The sequence below is a fragment of the Agromyces sp. NPDC055520 genome (genome assembly GCF_053619715.1).
Genome location: NZ_JBSHJY010000021.1, coordinates 39377 through 56482, shown reverse-complemented (window position 1 = coordinate 56482; position 17106 = coordinate 39377). Strand labels below are relative to the sequence as shown.

At 70.2% G+C, this 17106-nt stretch carries 15 protein-coding genes; 3 read left to right on the top strand and 12 right to left on the bottom strand.

Annotation, left to right across the window (positions count from 1 at the left end; genetic code table 11):
• Positions 1-101: 101 nt before the first annotated feature.
• From ACWGST_RS10520 to ACWGST_RS10475, 10 genes are all read right to left on the bottom strand, one after another.
• On the bottom strand, positions 102-470 hold the full coding sequence (locus ACWGST_RS10520; protein WP_452046611.1) for a hypothetical protein: 369 nt from the start codon (positions 468-470) through the stop codon (positions 102-104).
• 53 nt (positions 471-523) lie between these two features.
• Positions 524-2017: a CoA-acylating methylmalonate-semialdehyde dehydrogenase gene (locus ACWGST_RS10515; protein ID WP_452046610.1), complete on the bottom strand. Its 1494-nt coding sequence runs from the start codon at positions 2015-2017 to the stop codon at positions 524-526.
• 13 nt (positions 2018-2030) lie between these two features.
• On the bottom strand, positions 2031-3365 hold the full coding sequence (locus ACWGST_RS10510; RefSeq protein ID WP_452046609.1) for an aminotransferase class III-fold pyridoxal phosphate-dependent enzyme: 1335 nt from the start codon (positions 3363-3365) through the stop codon (positions 2031-2033).
• Positions 3366-3475: 110 nt separating this feature from the next.
• Positions 3476-4630: an ABC transporter substrate-binding protein gene (locus tag ACWGST_RS10505; protein ID WP_452046608.1), complete on the bottom strand. Its 1155-nt coding sequence runs from the start codon at positions 4628-4630 to the stop codon at positions 3476-3478.
• A gap of 75 nt (positions 4631-4705) precedes the next feature.
• Positions 4706-5527 carry an ABC transporter permease gene (locus ACWGST_RS10500; RefSeq protein ID WP_452046607.1) on the bottom strand — a complete coding sequence of 274 codons (822 nt, stop codon included), beginning with the start codon at positions 5525-5527 and terminating at the stop codon, positions 4706-4708.
• Entirely contained in the window at positions 5527-6405 is an 879-nt protein-coding gene (locus ACWGST_RS10495) for an ABC transporter ATP-binding protein (RefSeq protein WP_452046606.1), read from the bottom strand. The genes ACWGST_RS10500 and ACWGST_RS10495 overlap by 1 nt, the downstream gene beginning before the upstream one ends.
• Positions 6402-7265 (bottom strand): ABC transporter permease, encoded by an 864-nt coding sequence (locus ACWGST_RS10490; RefSeq protein ID WP_452046605.1) that lies wholly within the window; start codon positions 7263-7265, stop codon positions 6402-6404. The genes ACWGST_RS10495 and ACWGST_RS10490 overlap by 4 nt, the downstream gene beginning before the upstream one ends.
• A 107-nt stretch (positions 7266-7372) precedes the next feature.
• Positions 7373-8389: a TIGR03842 family LLM class F420-dependent oxidoreductase gene (locus ACWGST_RS10485; protein WP_452046604.1), complete on the bottom strand. Its 1017-nt coding sequence runs from the start codon at positions 8387-8389 to the stop codon at positions 7373-7375.
• Positions 8390-8477: 88 nt separating this feature from the next.
• A complete protein-coding gene (gene hydA, locus ACWGST_RS10480) occupies positions 8478-9914 on the bottom strand; it encodes a dihydropyrimidinase (protein WP_452046603.1) in 1437 nt (478 codons plus the stop codon).
• Positions 9915-9929: 15 nt separating this feature from the next.
• Positions 9930-10778 carry a nitrilase-related carbon-nitrogen hydrolase gene (locus ACWGST_RS10475; protein WP_452046602.1) on the bottom strand — a complete coding sequence of 283 codons (849 nt, stop codon included), beginning with the start codon at positions 10776-10778 and terminating at the stop codon, positions 9930-9932.
• A 264-nt stretch (positions 10779-11042) separates the two neighbouring features.
• Between ACWGST_RS10475 and ACWGST_RS10470 the strand changes: the two genes are divergently transcribed.
• Complete coding sequence (locus tag ACWGST_RS10470) at positions 11043-12452, top strand: aminotransferase class I/II-fold pyridoxal phosphate-dependent enzyme (protein WP_452046601.1); 1410 nt, start codon at positions 11043-11045, stop codon at positions 12450-12452.
• Between the two features lie 24 nt (positions 12453-12476).
• On the opposite strand, the gene ACWGST_RS10465 is transcribed toward ACWGST_RS10470, so the two are convergent.
• Both ACWGST_RS10465 and ACWGST_RS10460 read right to left on the bottom strand, forming a co-directional pair.
• Positions 12477-14528 carry an elongation factor G gene (locus tag ACWGST_RS10465; RefSeq protein WP_452046600.1) on the bottom strand — a complete coding sequence of 684 codons (2052 nt, stop codon included), beginning with the start codon at positions 14526-14528 and terminating at the stop codon, positions 12477-12479.
• Between the two features lie 105 nt (positions 14529-14633).
• Complete coding sequence (locus ACWGST_RS10460) at positions 14634-15392, bottom strand: DeoR/GlpR family DNA-binding transcription regulator (protein WP_452046599.1); 759 nt, start codon at positions 15390-15392, stop codon at positions 14634-14636.
• Positions 15393-15441: 49 nt separating this feature from the next.
• Between ACWGST_RS10460 and ACWGST_RS10455 the strand changes: the two genes are divergently transcribed.
• Positions 15442-15828 (top strand): DUF4406 domain-containing protein, encoded by a 387-nt coding sequence (locus ACWGST_RS10455; protein ID WP_452046598.1) that lies wholly within the window; start codon positions 15442-15444, stop codon positions 15826-15828.
• Positions 15829-15837: 9 nt separating this feature from the next.
• The gene (gene cofD / locus ACWGST_RS10450) at positions 15838-16866 is read left to right on the top strand and encodes a 2-phospho-L-lactate transferase (protein ID WP_452046597.1); all 1029 of its coding nucleotides are present in this window, start codon (positions 15838-15840) and stop codon (positions 16864-16866) included.
• Positions 16867-17106 lie beyond the last annotated feature (240 nt).

Genomic DNA, 17106 nt, shown 5'->3' with positions numbered 1-17106 from the left:
GAAGACTCTCACGACCCACCGACATCGCACATATGTTCGACGTTGATTCCCAGTGGCCCTTCGACAAGCTCAGGGTCCGAACAAGCTCGGGACCGGCGCACTCAGGCACGGACGGCGAGCGCCTCGACGATCTGCTCGACTGTCGGCACGCCGGCGAGTCCCGCAGGCGTGGGGTAGACCCGGCAGGCGAGCGCGTCGGTCGCTCCGTCGGACGGGAACAGGTCGCGCCCGTCGACGGCGATCGTCGGCGAGCCCGCGAAGGCCGTCTCGCGGGCCGCCTCAGGCGTCGTGAGCAGCACGAACTCGACGGGCACGTCGGCGAGTCCGGCCGCGCCGTGCCCGGCCGTGTCGAACCCGGCCGCGCCGTGGCCGGCACCGCGGAGCCGCACAACGTCGAGCGCCGCGCGCACGTTCGCCCCGGCCCGCTCCGTGTTCGGGCAACCGTCGATGTGCAGGATCTCTACGCGCATGACTCCATTCTGCGCCGCGGACCGCCCCGCGGCGCCCCACGGTGCCGCGAAGCTCAGTCGTGCTGCGGGAACCCCAGGTTCAGCCCGCCATGGCTCGGGTCGAGCCAGCGCGACGTCACCGCCTTCTCCTGCATGAAGAAGTCGAAGCCGCGCGCGCCGTAGGCCTTCGCGTCGCCGAAGAGCGAGTCCTTCCAGCCGCCGAACGAGTGGTACGCCACCGGCACCGGAATCGGCACGTTGATGCCGATCATGCCGACCGTCACCTCGCGCTGGAACCGCCGGGCGGCCCCGCCGTCGTTCGTGAAGATCGCGGTGCCGTTGCCGTAGGGCGAGGCGTTGATGATGTCGAGACCCTCTTGATAGCCGTCGACGCGCACGATGCCGAGCACGGGCCCGAAGATCTCGTCGCGATACACCGCCGACGACGTCGACACCCGGTCGACGAGGGTCGGCCCCAGCCAGAATCCGTCGGCCGCGCCGTCGAACTGCGATTCGCGACCGTCGACGACGAGGGATGCCCCGTCGGTGACGGCCACGTCGAGATAGCCCGCGACCTTGTCGCGGTGCTCGCGCGTGATGAGCGGCCCCATGTCGCAGCCGCGTGTGCCGTCGCCGGTGGTGAGCCGCGACATCCGCTCGGTGATCTTCTCGACGAGCGCGTCGGCGACCGAGTCGACCGCGAGCACGACCGAGACGGCCATGCAGCGCTCACCGGCCGAGCCGAAGCCCGCGTTGACCGCGGCGTCGGCCGCGAGGTCGAGGTCGGCGTCGGGCAGCACGAGCATGTGGTTCTTCGCCCCGCCGAGCGCCTGCACGCGCTTGCCGTTCGCGGTCGCCGTCGCGTAGATGTACTTCGCGATCGGCGTCGAGCCGACGAACGAGATCGAGCGCACGGTCGGGTGCTCGAGTAGCGCGTCGACGGCGACCTTGTCGCCGTGCACGACGTTGAAGACGCCGTCGGGCAGCCCGGCCTCCTTCATGAGCGCGGCGAGCCAGACTGCGGCCGAGGGGTCTTTCTCAGAGGGCTTCAGCACGACCGTGTTGCCCGTCGCGATCGCGAGCGGGAAGAACCACAGCGGCACCATCGCCGGGAAGTTGAACGGGCTGATGATGCCGACGACGCCCACGGGCTGCTTCGTCGTATACACGTCGATGCCCGTCGAGACGTTCTCGGAGTACTCGCCCTTCGCGTAGCCGGGCATCGCGCAGGCGAGCTCGACGACCTCGAGGCCACGGGCGATCTCGCCCGCCGCATCGGAGAGCACCTTGCCGTGCTCGCTCGTGAGGATCGCGGCGAGCTCGCCGCTGCGGGCGTTGAGCAGCTCGCGGAACGCGAACATCACGCGCTGGCGCTTCGCGATCGAGGTGTCGCGCCACGCGGGAAACGCTCGGGCCGCCGCCTGCACGGCGGCGTCGACGTCGGCCGTCGACGCGAACGCGACGCGCTTCTGCTCGGTGCCGAGCGCGGGGTTGTAGACCGGGCCGCTGCGGGCCGGGTCGCCGGCGACGGAGGCTCCGTCGATCCAGTGTTGAAGGGTGTCGGTCATGATCTCATTCCTGTCAGTCGAGCGCCGTGCTCAGAACTTCGTCGTACATCTCCATGGCTTCGGCGACCTCGGCGGCCGTGACCACGCACGGCGGCACGACGTGGATACGGTTGTCCTGCACGAAGGGCAGGAGTCCGCGCTCGACGAGCGCGGACTTGAGGCGACCCATCGCCGCCGCGGGCAGCGGCTCGCGGGTCGCGGGGTCGGCGACGAGCTCGATCGCCCAGAACACGCCCCCGCCGCGCACCTCGCCGATCGCGGCGTGCCGCTCGGCGAGTTCGGCGAGCGCCGGCCCGATGACGGTGTCGCCGATGTCGCGCGCATTGTCGACGATGCCCTCGGAGGCCATCGCGTCGAGTGCGGCGACGATCGAGGCCATGGCGAGGGGATGGCCCGAATAGGTGAGCCCGCCGGGGAACACCTGGTCGTCGAACGTCGCGGCGATGTCATCGGAGACGATCACGCCGCCGACCGGCACGTAGCCCGAGTTCACGCCCTTGGCGAAGGTGATGAGGTCGGGCCGCACGTCGTACCCGTCGAACGCGAACCAGCGCCCGGTGCGGCCGAACCCGGCCATGACCTCGTCGAGGATGAGCACGATGCCGTGCCGGTCGCAGAGTTCGCGCACGCCCGCGAGGTAGCCGGGCGGCGGCACGAGCACACCGGCCGTGCCGGGGATCGTCTCGAGCAGCACCGCCGCGATCGACGACGGCCCCTCGGCCTCGATCACCCGGCGCAGGTGCGTGAGCGCCCGCTCGGCCTCTTGCTCGGGCGTCGTCGCCCAGAACTCCGAGCGGTACAGGTAGGGCCCGAAGAAGTGCACGTGCCCCCGTGCGTATTCGTTGGGGATGCGACGCCAGTCGCCCGTCGAGACGATCGCCGCGCCGGTGTTGCCGTGGTAAGAGCGGTAGGTCGAGAGCACCTTGTCGCGGCCCGTGTGCACTCGCGCCATGCGGATGGCGTTCTCGTTGGCATCGGCGCCGCCGTTCGTGAAGAACACCTTGCGGAACCCGGATGGCGCGCGCTCGACGATGCGCTTGGCGGCCTCGCCGCGCGCGAGGTTCACGGTCGACGGCGCGACCGTGGTCAGCAGTTCGGCCTGCTCCCTGATCGCCTGCACGACCGAGGGATGCTGATGGCCGATGTTGACGTTAACGAGCTGGCTCGAGAAGTCGAGGTACTCGCGGCCGGCGTGATCCCACACGCGGCAGCCGCGGCCGCTCGCGATCACGAGGTTCGAGGGGGTGGCCTGCGCCGACCACGAGTGGAAGACGTGGGCTCGGTCGAGCTCGCGCGCGACCTCGTCGAGGCCGGCCGTGAGGCTGCCTCCGGTGTTCGTGTCGGTCATGGCTTCGCTGCCCTTCCTACCCGTTCGCTTCAGTGGGGTGGATGCCGCGTGGCCGGCGCGTGATCGTCGGCCACGCGGCATCCGCTATTCATGTTCTGTTGTGCGTGCGCTCAGTTGCCGCCCTCTTGGAGTTCGACCTCGATGGGCTTGAAGTTCTCGCCCGTGACGTCGACGCCGTCGGCCTTCAGCTCGTCGAGCGCCTTCGTGATCCACTCGTTCGACCACGCCGATGCCGGCGGCTCTTCGGTGATGGGGCTCGCGCCCGACTCGTTCACGGCGCTGAGCGCGCCCTTCACGGTCGCGTCCCAGGCGGACTCGTCGATCATGCCGATGCCCTCGGGCGACGGCCAGATGAGCTTGTTGGTCTCGTTGACCATCCACAGCTCGTGGCTCGGCCCCCAGCCCGACCCGGCGGCGATCGTGATGTCGGATGCCTCCTGCGGGTTCTCGGCCGCGTAGATCCAGCCCTTGATGACGGCCTTGAGGAACTTGACCGTCGTGTCCTGGTAGTCGGTGTCGTCGGCGAGGCGCGCGGTGTCGGCCCAGATCGCGTCTTGCAGCATCGCACCCACGGTGTCCTGGTACGAGATGACGTTGAAGTCCTCGGGCTGGTACAGCTCGCCCGTGTCGGGGTTCGGCGTCTCGAGCAGTTGCGCGTACTCGTTGTAGGTCATGGCCTGCGCCGCGTCGATGTCGCCCTGCAGGAACGCGTTCATGTTGAAGTCCTGCGTGATGATCTGCACGGTCGAGGAGTCGAGGCCCTCGGCGGCCATCGCCGCGAAGATCTCCCACTCGTTGCCGAAGCCCCACGAGCCGATCTTCTTGCCCTCGAAGTCGGCGACCGAGTCGATGCCGGAGTCGGCCCACGAGACCTGCAGGGTGCCCGACTTCTGGAAGATCTGGGCGATGTTCGTGAGGTTCGCACCCTGTTCGATCGAGCCGAGCACCTTCGGCACCCATGCGATCGCGTAGTCGACGTCGCCGTTGGCGAGCGCGTCCTGCGGCACGATGTCGCCGCCCGACGGGATGATCTCGACGTCGAGCCCCTCGTCTTCGAAGTAGCCCTGGTCGGCTGCCGCGAAGTAGCCCGCGAACTGCCCCTGGGGCAGCCACTGCAGCTGGAGCTTCACCGGCGTGAGGTCGCCGCCGCCGTCTCCGGTGTCGCCGCCGGCGTCACCGCCGCCGCTCGAACACGCCGTGAAGACGAGGGCTGCCGCGAGGGCGAGCCCGCCGATCGTCGCCGAGCGACGCATGCTGTGCTTCATGTCAGTCCTCTTTCTCTCACTTGCGATTGGTGGTGCGATTGGTGCGGGTGGTGCAGTTGGTGCGGTCGGTGCCGGTCATCGGGGGCCTCCAGACCCGCGGCGCTGCAGCAGCCGTTCGAGGGCGAGCGTCGCGAGATAGAAGATGAGACCGAGGGCGATGGATGCCACGACGTACGCCCATGCCCGTGCGTACGCGCTCGATGCGGCCGACGTCGAGATGAGTCCGCCGAGGCCGCCGCGCGGCCCGCCGAAGTACTCGGCGACGAGGGCGGAAATCACGGCGAGCGACGAGGCGATGCGGATGCCGGTGAGGATGAAGGGCCGAGCGGTCGGCAGGGTCAGCGCGCGCAGCACCTGGCGCGGGCTCGCCGCGTACGCCTTCATGAGGTCGCGGTGCACGGGCGTCGTCTGCCGGAACCCGCGGAGCGTGTTGATGAACACGGGCACGAACGAGGCGAGCGCGGCGATCGCCTGCCGTCCGAACTGACTGTCGGCGCCGAACATCGAGTTCAGCACCGGGGCGAGCGCGACGATCGGGATGACGGCGAGCGAGGCCACGACGGGCGCGCTCATCTGGTCGATCGGGCGCCACCGCGCGGCGAGCGCGGCGATCACGATGCCGAAGATCGAACCGACGATGAGGCCGAGCAGGGCGTTGGTGCCGGTGAGCAGCGTCGCCTGCACGACCGAGGGCCAGTAGGCGATGAGCTCTTCGACGATCGACGCCGGGCTCGGCAGCAGGTAGTCGCTGACGCCCACGACGCTCACGAGGAACTGCCAGATGCCCAGCCCGATGACGCCGACCGCGATCGGCGCGACGACGCGCAGCGTCGACTCGGTGCGCGGGCTCATTCCGGTGCTCGTGCTCTGGCCGGTGCTCGTGGCGACGGTCGACATCAGCGCGTCTCCACTCCGCGCGGTCCGGCGCCGACCGGCGATCCCGAGCCGCCGTGCAGCGCCTCGCGCACCGCGGTGACCATGTCGAAGAAGCCGCGCTCCTCGCGGAGCTCTTCGGTGCGGGCCGCCCGCTGCGCTTCGACGCCGAGCCGCATCGGCACGATCTCTTGGATGCGCCCCGGCCGCGGTGACATGACGACAACGCGGTCGGAGAGGAACACCGCCTCGGGAATCGAGTGCGTCACGAACACGACGGCCGCACCGGTCTCGGCCGAGATGCGCACGAGCTCGGTCTGCATCTTCTCGCGCGTCATCTCGTCGAGCGCACCGAACGGCTCGTCCATGAGCAGCAGTCGCGGCTGCTCGGCGAGCGCGCGGGCGATCGCCACGCGCTGCTGCATGCCGCCCGAGAGCTGGTCGGGGTAGCGGTCGGCGAAGTCCGAGAGGCCCACCATGTCGAGCAGTTCGGTCACGCGGGCACTTCGAGCAGCGCCGTTCCGACCTCGCCCAGAAGATGGCGCGCCGTGCAGTTCGAGCGGCAGCGCGACGTTGCCCGCGACCGTGCGCCAGGGCAGCAGCCCTGCCGACTGGAACGCGATGCCGTACTCCTGGTCGAGCCGTGCCTGCTTCGCCGACTTGCCGAACACCGAGACCGTGCCCGAGCTCGGCTGGTCGAGATCGGCGACGAGGCGCATGAGCGTCGACTTGCCGCAACCGCTCGGGCCGATGAGCGAGACGAACTCACCCGCCGCGACCGTGAGGTCGATCGAGTCGAGCGCCTGCACCTGCCCACTGCGGGTCTCGAAGACCTTGTCGACCCCGCTGATCTCGACGGCGCTGATCTCGACGGCGTTCATCACCCCGGCTGCATCGGTCATGCGGCCTCCTCCGTTCGTCGGTAGTTCTTGAGGATCACGCCGAGCAGCGCGACCGACCCCGCGGCCACGAGCCCGAGCACGATCGAGCCGAAGATCGGCCCCCACGCCTTCGCCGGGTCGCCCGACGCCTGCCCCGCGAACTGGATGAGGATGCGGCCGATACCGCCCTGCAACCCCGTCGAGACCTCGGCGACGACGGCGCCGATCACGGCGTTCGCCGCGCCCAGCCGCAGCGCGGGCAGCAGGTACGGCACGGATGCCGGGAAGCGCAGCTTCACGAGCGTCGGCCAATATCCCGCGGCATAGGTGCGCATGAGCTCGGTGTGGATGCGGTCTGGCGACTGCAGGCCCTTGAGCGCACCGATCGCGATCGGGAAGAACGCGAGGTAGCTCGCGATGAGGGCGACCGACATCCAGTCCTGCCACTCGAACGAGCCGATCTCGACACGCGAGCCCCAGCTCTTCACGACCGGCGCGAACGCGATCAGCGGCACGGTCTGGCTCAGCACGATCCAGGGCAGCAGCCCCCACTCGGCGAGCCGCCAGCGCTGCATCACGAGGGCGAGTCCGATGCCGACGACGACGCCCACGAGCCATCCGACCGCTGCGATGCCGAGCGTCGTGAGCGCGGCCAGCGCGACGACGGCCCAGAGCGGCAGCGCATCGTCGGCCCGGGTGACCGGCTCTGCGAGCCGGGTGCCCATGCTCCACACGTGCGGCATCGCGAGATCGGTCGTGCGCGGCAGCACTCGGAGGCCGGCGATGACGACACCGTCGGCCGGGGCCAGCAGCTTGTACAGCTCCCAGACGGCCGCGACGACGAGGATGCCGCCGAGGCCCCATGCGACCTTGGCCATCATCGGTGGTCGAGTAGCGCCGCGCGGAGCGCGACGCGTATCGAGACCACGCGCGTCGGATCTCGATACGCGGCCGCCTTCGGCGGGCGCTACTCGATCACCGGTCACCGTCATGCCTTGGCCGTCAGGTGCTCGGAGAGCGCAGGGATCACGGTCTCGCCGTAGACCCGCAGCGTCTCCTCTTTGTTGTCGTGCTGCAGGTAGCCGGCGAACTGGTCGACGCCGAGCGCCTTCAGCTGCTCGAGCTTCTCGATGTGCTGCTCGGCGGTGCCGAGCAGACAGAACCGGTCGACGATCTCGTCGGGCACGAAGGTCGTGTGCGCGTTGCCGGCGCGGCCGTGCTCGTTGTAGTCGTAGCCCTCGCGCGCCGTGATGTAGTCGGTGAGCGCCTCGGGCACCGTTCCCTGCGCGCCGTACTTCGTGACGATGTCGGCGACGTGGTTGCCCACCATGCCGCCGAACCAACGGCACTGATCGCGCATGTGCTGCCAGTCGTCGCCGATGTACATGGGCGCGGCGACGCAGAACTTGATCGACATCGGGTCGCGACCCGCGGCCTCCGCGGCATCCCGAACGTGCTTGATCATCCAGGCCGCGATGTCGACGTCGGCGAGCTGCAGGATGAATCCGTCGCCCACCTCGCCCGCGAGCGTGAGCGCCATCGGGCCGTAGGCCGCGACCCACATCTCGAGCTCGGAGCCGCGGCTCCACGGGAACTGCAGCTGCGAGCCGTGGTACTCGACCGGGCGCGAGTTCGCGAGCTCGCGGATGACGTGGATCGCCTCGCGGAGCTCGGCGATCGTCACCGGCTTGCCGTTCGTCACCCGCACGGCCGAGTCGCCGCGGCCGATGCCGCACACGGTGCGGTTGCCGTACATCTCGTTGAGCGTCGCGAACACCGAGGCCGTGACCGTCCAGTCGCGGGTCGCCGGGTTCGTCACGAACGGGCCGACCTTGATGCGCTGCGTCTGCGCGAGGATCTGGCTGTAGATGACGTACGGCTCCTGCCAGAGGATGTGCGAGTCGAAGGTCCAGACGTGGCTGAACCCGTGCACCTCGGCGAGCTTCGCGAGTTGAACCGTGCGCGATGCCGGGGGGTTGGTCTGCAGGACCGCTCCGAATTCCATGTTGTTCCGTTCTGTCCGGTTCTGTCCGGTCTCGATACGCTCGCTGCGCTCGCTACTCGACCACCGGGTTGTTCAGATGAGGGATGTGTCAGATCAAGTACGTGCTGAGGCCGCGCTTGAGGAACCGGCCGTCGCCCTTGGCGCCGAGGTACTCGTCGCCGTCGACGATGACCCTGCCGCGCGAGAGCACGGTGTCGACGTGTCCGTCGATCTCGAAGCCCTCCCACGCGGAGTGGTCCATGTTCATGTGGTGCGTCTTCTCGTACCCGATCGAGGTGTGCCCGTTCGGGTCGTAGACGACGACGTCGGCGTCGGCGCCCGGCTGGATCACGCCCTTCGTGCCGTAGAGGCCGAACATGCGGGCCGGGGTCGTCGAGGTGAGTTCGACCCAGCGCTCGAGCGTGATCTCGCCGGTCACGACACCCTGGTACATGAGGTCCATGCGGTGCTCGACCGAGCCGATGCCGTTCGGGATCTTGCGGAAGTCGCCGAGCCCGAGCTCTTTCTGGTCTTTCATGCAGAACGGGCAGTGGTCGGTCGAGACCATCTGCACGTCGTTCGTGCGCAGCGCCTGCCACATCGCGTCCTGGTGCCGCTCCTCGCGCGAGCGCAACGGCGTCGAGCACACCCACTTGGCGCCCTCGAAGCGCCCCCACTGCTCGCTCGATGCGCCGAGCTGCTCTTCGAGCGAGAGGTAGAGGTATTGCGGGCACGTCTCGCCGTAGACGTTCTGCCCCTTGTCTCGGGCCCAGGCGAGCTGCTCGACGGCCTGCTTGGCCGACACGTGCACCACATAGAGCGGGGCGCCCGTGAGCTTGGCGAGCATGATCGCCCGGTGGGTCGCCTCCTCCTCCATCTCCCAGGCGCGAGCGACACCGTGGTAGAACGGGTCGGTCTTGCCCTGCTCGGCCAGCTGGGCGGCGAGCACGTCGATCGCGGGGCCGTTCTCGGCGTGCATCATCGTGAGCATGCCCGTGTCGCGCGAGACCTGCATCGCCTTCAAGATCTGCGCGTCGTCGGAGTAGAAGACACCCGGGTAGGCCATGAAGAGCTTGAAGCTCGAGATGCCCTCGTCGGGCAGGCGGCGCATCGCCGCGAGCGAGGCGTCGTTCACGTCGCCGACGATCTGGTGGAATCCGTAGTCGATCGCGCAGTTGCCCGCCGCCTTCTCGTGCCACGCCGCGAGGCCGTCTTCGATGCGCTGCCCGTAGGTCTGCACCGCGAAGTCGATGATCGAGGTCGTGCCGCCCCATGCGGCGGCGCGGGTTCCGGTCTCGAAGGTGTCGGATGCCTCGGTGCCGCCGAACGGCAGCTGCATGTGCGTGTGCGCGTCGATGCCGCCCGGGATGACGTACTTGCCGGTCGCGTCGATGACGCGGTCGACGTGAGCCGCGACATCCGTGCCCAGAATGCTCGAGCCCGGCTCGAGTACGGCACGGATCGTCTCGCCGTCGACGAGCACGTCGGCGGCGCCGCGACCCGTGGCGCTGACGACGGTGCCGCCGGTGATGAGGGTGGTGGTCATGTCTGCTCCTTACCCTTACGGCTTCGCGATCTTCGTGTAGGAGTCGGGGCGGCGGTCGCGGTAGAACTGCCAGTCGTCGCGCATCTGCTGCACCATGTCCATGTCGAGGTCGCGCACGAGTACCTCTTCGTGGTCGCTCGAGCCCCGCTCGCCGACGAAGTTGCCCCGCGGGTCGATCACCTGGCTCGTGCCGTAGAAGTCGACGGCGAGCTCGCCGTACTCGTTGTCTTCGCGGCCGACGCGGTTGGGCTGCAGCACGAAGTACCCGTTGGCGACGGCGGCGCACGGCCCCTCGACCTCCCACAGGCGGTTCGAGAGCCCCGGCTTCGTGGCGTTGGGGTTGAAGACCATGTGCGCGTCGTTCAGGCCGAGTTCGCGCCAGCCCTCGGGGAAGTGCCGGTCGTAGCAGATGTACATGCCGACCCGGCCGACGGCGGTGTCGAACACCGGGTAGCCGAGGTTGCCGGGGCGGAAGTAGAACTTCTCCCAGAACCGGTCGAGGTGCGGCAGGTGATGCTTGCGGTACTTGCCGAGGATCGTGCCGTCGGCGTCGACCAGCACCGAGGTGTTGTAGTAGACGCCGGTCTCGGCCTCTTCGTAGATCGGCAGCACCATGACGGTGCCGAGCTCTTTCGCGACATCGGCGAAGCGCTGCACGATGGGCCCCTCGGCCGACTCGGCGAAGCGGTAGTACTTCTGGTCTTGCGTGATGCCGAAATAGGGGCCGTAGAACAGCTCTTGGAAGCACACGACCTCGGCGCCCTGCGCCTTCGCATCCCGCGCGAACTGCTCGTGCTTGTCGAGCATCGAGGCCTTGTCGCCGGTCCAGGTCGTCTGCGTGATGGCCGCTCGGACGATCGTCATGTCATCTCCTCCGTCGGTCGGCGTCGTTGCCGTGCACTCGGTGGGCGTGGAACAGAACTGCTCACCGGGTGGTGCCATGACGCCGAGATCGTGTTTCCGGACCACCTCGTCCGGAATTACCGAACGGGTGCGCGACCCGTTCTGTTATTGTTCGGCGTGAACATTTCTCTTGTGTTTCACAATGTGTCGTTGTGGTTACTCATCTTGTCCCTCCCGCCGCGTTGAGGCAATGGTCGCGACGGGTTTCGCACGATTGGATGTCGCATGGCCGGTGTTCGAATCGACGGCGCAGAGCTCATCGCGCTCGCTGAATTCGGCGAGCCGACGCCCCGCGGCATCGCCGGAGTGATCGCGCGACTCGTGAACTCGGGCGAACTCGCCGTGGGCACGCGCCTGCCGACGGTGCGCGAGCTCGCGAGCGAACTCGGCGTCAGCCCCGCCACCGTGAGCGGGGCCTGGCAGGCGCTCTCGCGCAGCGGCCTCATCGAGTCCCGCGGTCGCGCGGGCAGCTTCGTGCGCCCGCTCTCGCAAGTGTGGCTCGCGCCGCGGATGCGCGGCATGGCCGCACCGAACGACCCCGTGCGCCTCGACCTCTCGCGCGGCACGCCCGACCCGTTGCTGCTGCCGGCGCTCGGCCCGGCGCTGTCTCGCGTCTCGGCCCGCGCCGAGACCGGCAGCTACCAGGCCGAGCCAGTGATCCCCGGGCTCGCCGCGGCGCTCGCCCGATCGTGGCCGTCGGAGGCCGAGGCGATCATGGTCGTCGACGGCGCCCTCGACGCGGTGTCGCGCACCCTCGACGAGGTCGTGCGCTACGGCGACCGTGTCGTCGTCGAGAGCCCGGGCTTTCCGCCGTTCCTCGACCTGCTCGACCTGCTCGGGGCCGAAGCGGTGCCCGTCGACGTCGACGACGAGGGCATGACGGTCGACGGGCTCGCCCGGGCGCTGCTGCAGCAGCCCGTCGCGGTGATGCTGCAACCCCGAGCGCAGAACCCCACCGGTGCGTCGATGACGGCCGCCCGGGCCGAGGCGTTGGCGCGCGTCATCCGCTCGCCTGAAAGCGCCGATGGTGCCGGCGGCGTCGTCGTGATCGAAGACGACCACTCGGGCCTGATCTCGATCGCTGGCGACGTGACGCTCGGCACCTGGCTGCCCGACCGCGTCGTGCGCGTGCGCAGCTTCTCGAAGTCGCACGGGCCCGACCTGCGCATCGCCGCCGTCGGCGGGCCGCGCGACCTCATCGACCGCATCGCCGCGCGCCGCATGCTCGGGCCCGGTTGGACCTCGCGGATGCTGCAGACGATCCTGCTCGAACTGCTCACCGACGGCACCTCGCTCGACGAGGTGGCCGAGGCGCGGCGGCAGTACTTCACCCGGCAGCGGTCGCTCGGCGACGCGCTCAGGGCGCGCGGCGTGCCCGTCGCCGCGGCCGACGGGGTCAACCTGTGGATGCCGGTGCTGAGCGAACGCTCAGCGCTCGTGCAGCTCGCGGCCGACGGCATGCGGGTCGCGGCCGGCACGCCGTTCCTCGCCGCCGGCTTGGAGGCCGGCAACGGCCGCGCGCGGCCCGGCAGCGAGTTCGTGCGGGTGACCGTCGGCATGGTGCGCGGCGACTTCGACGAGGTCGCGGACGCGCTCGCGACGGCCGCGCAGCACGTCGTGGCGGGCGGGTACTGAGTCGCGGGGGCTCAGCGGGTGCGGTCACCCCGCCGCGACGCCGCCCGGCACTCGCGCGTAGTGGTCGGGGCTCATCGTGAGCTCGGCCTGACCCCCGGTGATCGAGCGGAGCTCGAGCACGTAGCGCGCGAGCTCGGCCTCTGGCACGTTCGCCACGATGCGGGCGCGACCGCCGTCGGCGAGCTCGGTCGCGCTGACCCGCCCGCGGCGGCCCGAGAGGTCGGTCAGCACCGTGCCCTGCAGTTCGCTCGGCACCGTGACCGTCACGAGCGACACCGGTTCAAGCAGCACCGTGCCCGCCTCGGCGAGCGCCGCCTTGACCCCGATCGATGCGGCCGTGCGAAAGGCCATGTCCGACGAGTCGACCGAGTGCGACTTGCCGTCGACGAGTTCGACGCGCACGTCGACGACCGGATGCCCCTGCGGACCCCCTGCCCCGAGGGCGTCGCGTGCGCCCTTCTCGACCGCGGGGATGTACGAGCGCGGCACGGCACCGCCCACCACGGAGTCGACGAACTCGAACCCGCCGCCGAGCGGCATCGGCGAGACCTTCAATTGCACGACGGCGAATTGGCCGTGCCCGCCCGACTGCTTCTTGAGACGCCCCTCGACCTCGGCGCCGCCCGCGATCGTCTCGCGGTACGCGATGGGCGCCGGCGAGGTCGTGACGTGCACGCCGAACACGCGCGCGAGCCGCTCGACGGCGACGTCGATGTGGGTGTCGCCGAGGCCGCGGAGGATCGCCGCGCCGCCCGTGTGGTCGATCTCGAGGGTCGGGTCTTCGGCGACGATGCGGGCGAGCGAGGCCATGAGCTTCTCGTCGTCGGACTGCGTCACGGGTGCGAGGCTCACCGCGAACACCGGTTCGCGCCGCGGCAGCGCCGCGGGCCGCGCGGTGCCGTTGGCGCGCGTCCACAGCAGCGATCCCGTCGGCGAGTCGGTGAGTTTCGCGACGGCGCCGATGTCGCCGGCCCGCAGCACGTCGGCCGGCAGGTGTTCGGCTCCCCGCAGCCGGAAGAGCCCGTGCAGTCGCTCGTCGGCACCGGTCGTGGCGTTGGTCAGGCGGTCGCTCGGGTGCACGACGCCCGAGAGTACCTTGAGCATCGACACGTGCCCGACGAAGGGGTCGGCGACCGTGCGGAAGACGTGCACGAGCGTCTCGCCGTCGAGGTTCGGGGCGACAGCCACCTCGGTGCCGCCCATCGTGATCCGGCCGTCGTGGTCGAGCGCAGTCGGCGCGAGGGCGCAGACGAGGTCGGCGACCCGGTCGACACCGGTTCCGGTCGTCGCCGAGCAGACGACCACCGGGATCGCAGTGCGGGTCGCGACCTCGCGGGCGAGGGTCGCCTGCAGGTCGGATGCCGCGGGCTCGCGCCCCTCGAGATACGCCTCGAGCTGCTCGTCGTCGTGCGACACGATCTCTTCGGTCACCTCGACGTGCAGCCGGTGCTCTTCGGCCTCGGCGGAGGCAGGCATCGCCTCGTCGTGATGGCGACCCGTCTCGTCGTACACGAGCGCCTGCTCGCTCAGCACGTCGGCGAGCGCCGTGAAGTCGTGCTCCTCGCCGAGCGGCAGTTCGAGCGGCACGATGCGATCACCGAAGGCTTCTCGTAGTTCGGCAAGCACCCGGTGGAAGTCGGCGCGGGCCTTGTCCTCCTGCGTGATGACGACGACGAGCGGCACACCGGCCGACTGCGCCGCGGCCGCGGTCGACCTCGTGCCCGCCGTCACGCCGTCGACCGCGCTCACGGTCAGCACCGCGACATCCGCCACCGCCAGTGCGGTGTCGAGGCCGCCGACGAAATCGGGGTGCCCCGGGGCGTCGGCGAGGGTCATGGCGTGTTCGGTGCCGTCGGGGGCCGTCCACGCCAGGTACGCGAGGGAGAGCCCGAGGGTCATGCCTCTCGCGATCTCCTCGGGCTCGTGGTCACCCGTCGTGGTGCCCTGTTCGACGCTGCCCGCCCGTGGGATCGCGCCGGCGCGGAGCAGCAGCGCTTCGAGCAGGGTCGTCTTGCCGGAACCCGCTGCGCCCACGAGGGCGACGGTCCGGTGGGTCGGGGTCGATGCCGAGTTCATGGGGCCTCCCGCGCCGGCGGTGCTGTCCGTCCATCGTGTACCCGGCGGGCGACGAGCGCCAGCCCCCTGCGTTCGGCGTGCGCTTGGCGTGCGCTCGGCGCGCGCTCAGCGTGCGCTGACGAACCGCACGCCGACCTGCTCGAGCTCGCGCATCGCGGGCGAGGCGGCGTCGGCGTCGGTCACCACGCCCGCCACGTCGTCGAGCGGCAGCACGCGATAGGTCGAGGCGGCGCCGATCTTCTCGGTGCTCGCGAGCACGTAGGTCTCGGCGGCCGATCGCGCGAGCGCGCGCTTCATGGCCGCCTCCTCGGCATCGCCGGTGGTGAGACCGGCCTCGGCGTGCACGCCGGTGACGCCGAGGAAGAACAGGTCGGCGCTCACCTCGCGCAGCGCCTCGACGGCGATCGCGCCGCAGGTGACCATCGAGTGCCGGTAGACCCGGCCGCCGATGAGCTGCAGCTCGATGTTCTCGTGCTCGCCGAGCGCCACGGCGATCGTCGGGCTGTGCGTGATGACCGTCGCGTGCAGCGAGCGCGGCAGCGCGCCCACGAGGGCGAGCGTGCTCGTGCCGCCGTCGAGCAGCACGGTCGAGCCGGGTTCGACGAGGTTCGCGGCGGCGGCGGCGATGCGGTGCTTGCTCTCGGGCGCGATGCGCGTGCGCGCCTCATAGGGCTCGACGGCGGGCGACGCGGGCAGCGCACCGCCGTAGACCCGCTGGCACAGGCCTGCAGCCGCGAGCTCGCGGAGGTCACGGCGAATGGTGTCCTCGGAGATGCCCAGATCGGCCGCGGCATCGGCGGCCACGATTCGGCCGTCGCGCTGCAGCAGCTCGAGCAGCAGTTCACGGCGTTGCGCGGCGAGCATGCACGTTCCTCCTTGTTTTTGTACATTCTTGCACGTTATGGTGGCCGACATGTCGAAACCACTGCTCATCCTCATCGCCGGCCCCTACCGATCGGGCACCGACGGCGACCCCGCCCGCATCGCCCGCAACCTCGAGCGCCTCGAAGAGGCGTCGTGGCCGATCTACGAACGCGGCCACGTGCCGATGATCGGCGAGTGGGTCGCGCTGCCGATCCTGCGGGCGGCCTCGACGGATGCCGCGCTGCCCGGGGCGCCCGACGGCGACGTCATGTACACCACCGCCCACCGCCTGTTGCAGCACTGCGACGCCGTGCTGCGTCTGCCCGGAGCCTCCCACGGCGCCGACCAGGACGTGCGCATCGCGGAGGCACGCGGCATCCCGGTGTATCGCTCGATCGATGAGATCCCGGTACGCGCCCCCGAGGCCGCCGCCTAGGCTTGGCGGGTGCAGATCACGGTGCTCGCTGGCGGAGTCGGAGGCTCGCGCTTCGTGCGCGGTGTGCGCGAGGAGTGCGCGCGGCGCCGGCCCGACCCTTCGACAGGCTCAGGGCACCGCGCCGACGTGGGCACCGAGGCATCCGTCACCGTCGTCGTGAACACCGGCGACGACCTCTGGCTCGCCGGCCTGCGACTCATGCCCGACTTCGACTCGCTGCTCTACTCGCTCGCGGGCGTCAACGACACCGAGCGCGGCTGGGGTCGTGCGGGCGAGACCGAGCGCGTCTCGGCCGAGCTTCGAGAGTGGGGCGTCGGCTGGCCGTGGTTCACCCTCGGCGACCTCGATCTCGGCACGCATCTCGCGCGCACGGCGTGGCTCCGCGAGGGCGCTACGCCGAGCGAGGTGGCGCATCGTCTGCAGCAGCGCTGGCCGCTCGGCGTGCATCTGATCCCTGCGACCGACACCGAGGTCGACACGCACGTGCTCGTGGCCGACCCCGACGAGCTCGGCGGCGAGCGCGAGATGCACTTCCAGGAGTGGTGGACCCGCTACCGCGCAACCCTGCCCGCGATCGCATTCCGTCAGCGGAATATCGAGCGGGCTCGCCCGGCACCCGGCGTCATCGAGGCGATCCTCGGGGCCGACGTCGTGCTCATCGCCCCGTCGAACCCCGTCGTCTCGATCGGCACGATCCTCGCCGTACCCGGAATCCGCGAGGCGCTCGCCGAGACCTCGGCCCCCGTCGTCGGCGTCTCGCCGATCATCGGGGGCAAGGTCGTGCGCGGCATGGCCGACGCGTGCCTCGCCGCGATCGGCGTCGAGACGAGCGCCGAAGCGGTCGGCCGACACTACGGCGCGCGGTCGGCCGGTGGCCTGCTCGACGCCTGGCTCGTCGACGAAGCGGATGCCGCGGCGCTCGCGTCGCTCGAAGAGGCAGGGCTCGACGCGGCATCCGCCCCGCTCTGGATGCACGACCTCGACACCTCGGCCGCTCTCGCCGGCGCGGCCATCGACCTCGCGGTCGCTCGGCGCTGACGCGAGCGGTGGTCGATCCCCTCGATCGGGCGTAGCCTGTCGAGGTGGTCGAGAGCGTCGGCGAGGCGTCCCGCGAGGGGATGACCGCCGCCGAATGGGTCGTCGAGAATCGCGGCGAACTGCTCAACTTCGTGCACCGCGACGAGTCCGGCCAGCAGCAGCGAGTTCCTCCCTCTCCACTCCGGCCATCGTTCCATGGAGCCGCTCGCGGACGTAGGATGTGAGCGACCGCCGGTGGGA

What these genes read in the sequence shown, in the direction of transcription:
- ACWGST_RS10505 (WP_452046608.1), bottom strand. Translation starts at nt 4,630, where the DNA reads ATGAAGCACAGCATGCGTCGCTCGGCGACGATCGGCGGGCTCGCCCTC.
- ACWGST_RS10470 (WP_452046601.1), top strand. Translation starts at nt 11,043, where the DNA reads ATGGCCGGTGTTCGAATCGACGGCGCAGAGCTCATCGCGCTCGCTGAA.
- ACWGST_RS10520 (WP_452046611.1), bottom strand. Translation starts at nt 470, where the DNA reads ATGCGCGTAGAGATCCTGCACATCGACGGTTGCCCGAACACGGAGCGG.
- hydA (WP_452046603.1), bottom strand. Translation starts at nt 9,914, where the DNA reads ATGACCACCACCCTCATCACCGGCGGCACCGTCGTCAGCGCCACGGGT.
- ACWGST_RS10460 (WP_452046599.1), bottom strand. Translation starts at nt 15,392, where the DNA reads ATGCTCGCCGCGCAACGCCGTGAACTGCTGCTCGAGCTGCTGCAGCGC.
- ACWGST_RS10500 (WP_452046607.1), bottom strand. Translation starts at nt 5,527, where the DNA reads ATGTCGACCGTCGCCACGAGCACCGGCCAGAGCACGAGCACCGGAATG.
- ACWGST_RS10495 (WP_452046606.1), bottom strand. Translation starts at nt 6,405, where the DNA reads ATGACCGATGCAGCCGGGGTGATGAACGCCGTCGAGATCAGCGCCGTC.
- ACWGST_RS10485 (WP_452046604.1), bottom strand. Translation starts at nt 8,389, where the DNA reads ATGGAATTCGGAGCGGTCCTGCAGACCAACCCCCCGGCATCGCGCACG.
- ACWGST_RS10455 (WP_452046598.1), top strand. Translation starts at nt 15,442, where the DNA reads ATGTCGAAACCACTGCTCATCCTCATCGCCGGCCCCTACCGATCGGGC.
- ACWGST_RS10515 (WP_452046610.1), bottom strand. Translation starts at nt 2,017, where the DNA reads ATGACCGACACCCTTCAACACTGGATCGACGGAGCCTCCGTCGCCGGC.
- ACWGST_RS10475 (WP_452046602.1), bottom strand. Translation starts at nt 10,778, where the DNA reads ATGACGATCGTCCGAGCGGCCATCACGCAGACGACCTGGACCGGCGAC.
- ACWGST_RS10465 (WP_452046600.1), bottom strand. Translation starts at nt 14,528, where the DNA reads ATGAACTCGGCATCGACCCCGACCCACCGGACCGTCGCCCTCGTGGGC.
- ACWGST_RS10510 (WP_452046609.1), bottom strand. Translation starts at nt 3,365, where the DNA reads ATGACCGACACGAACACCGGAGGCAGCCTCACGGCCGGCCTCGACGAG.
- ACWGST_RS10490 (WP_452046605.1), bottom strand. Translation starts at nt 7,265, where the DNA reads ATGATGGCCAAGGTCGCATGGGGCCTCGGCGGCATCCTCGTCGTCGCG.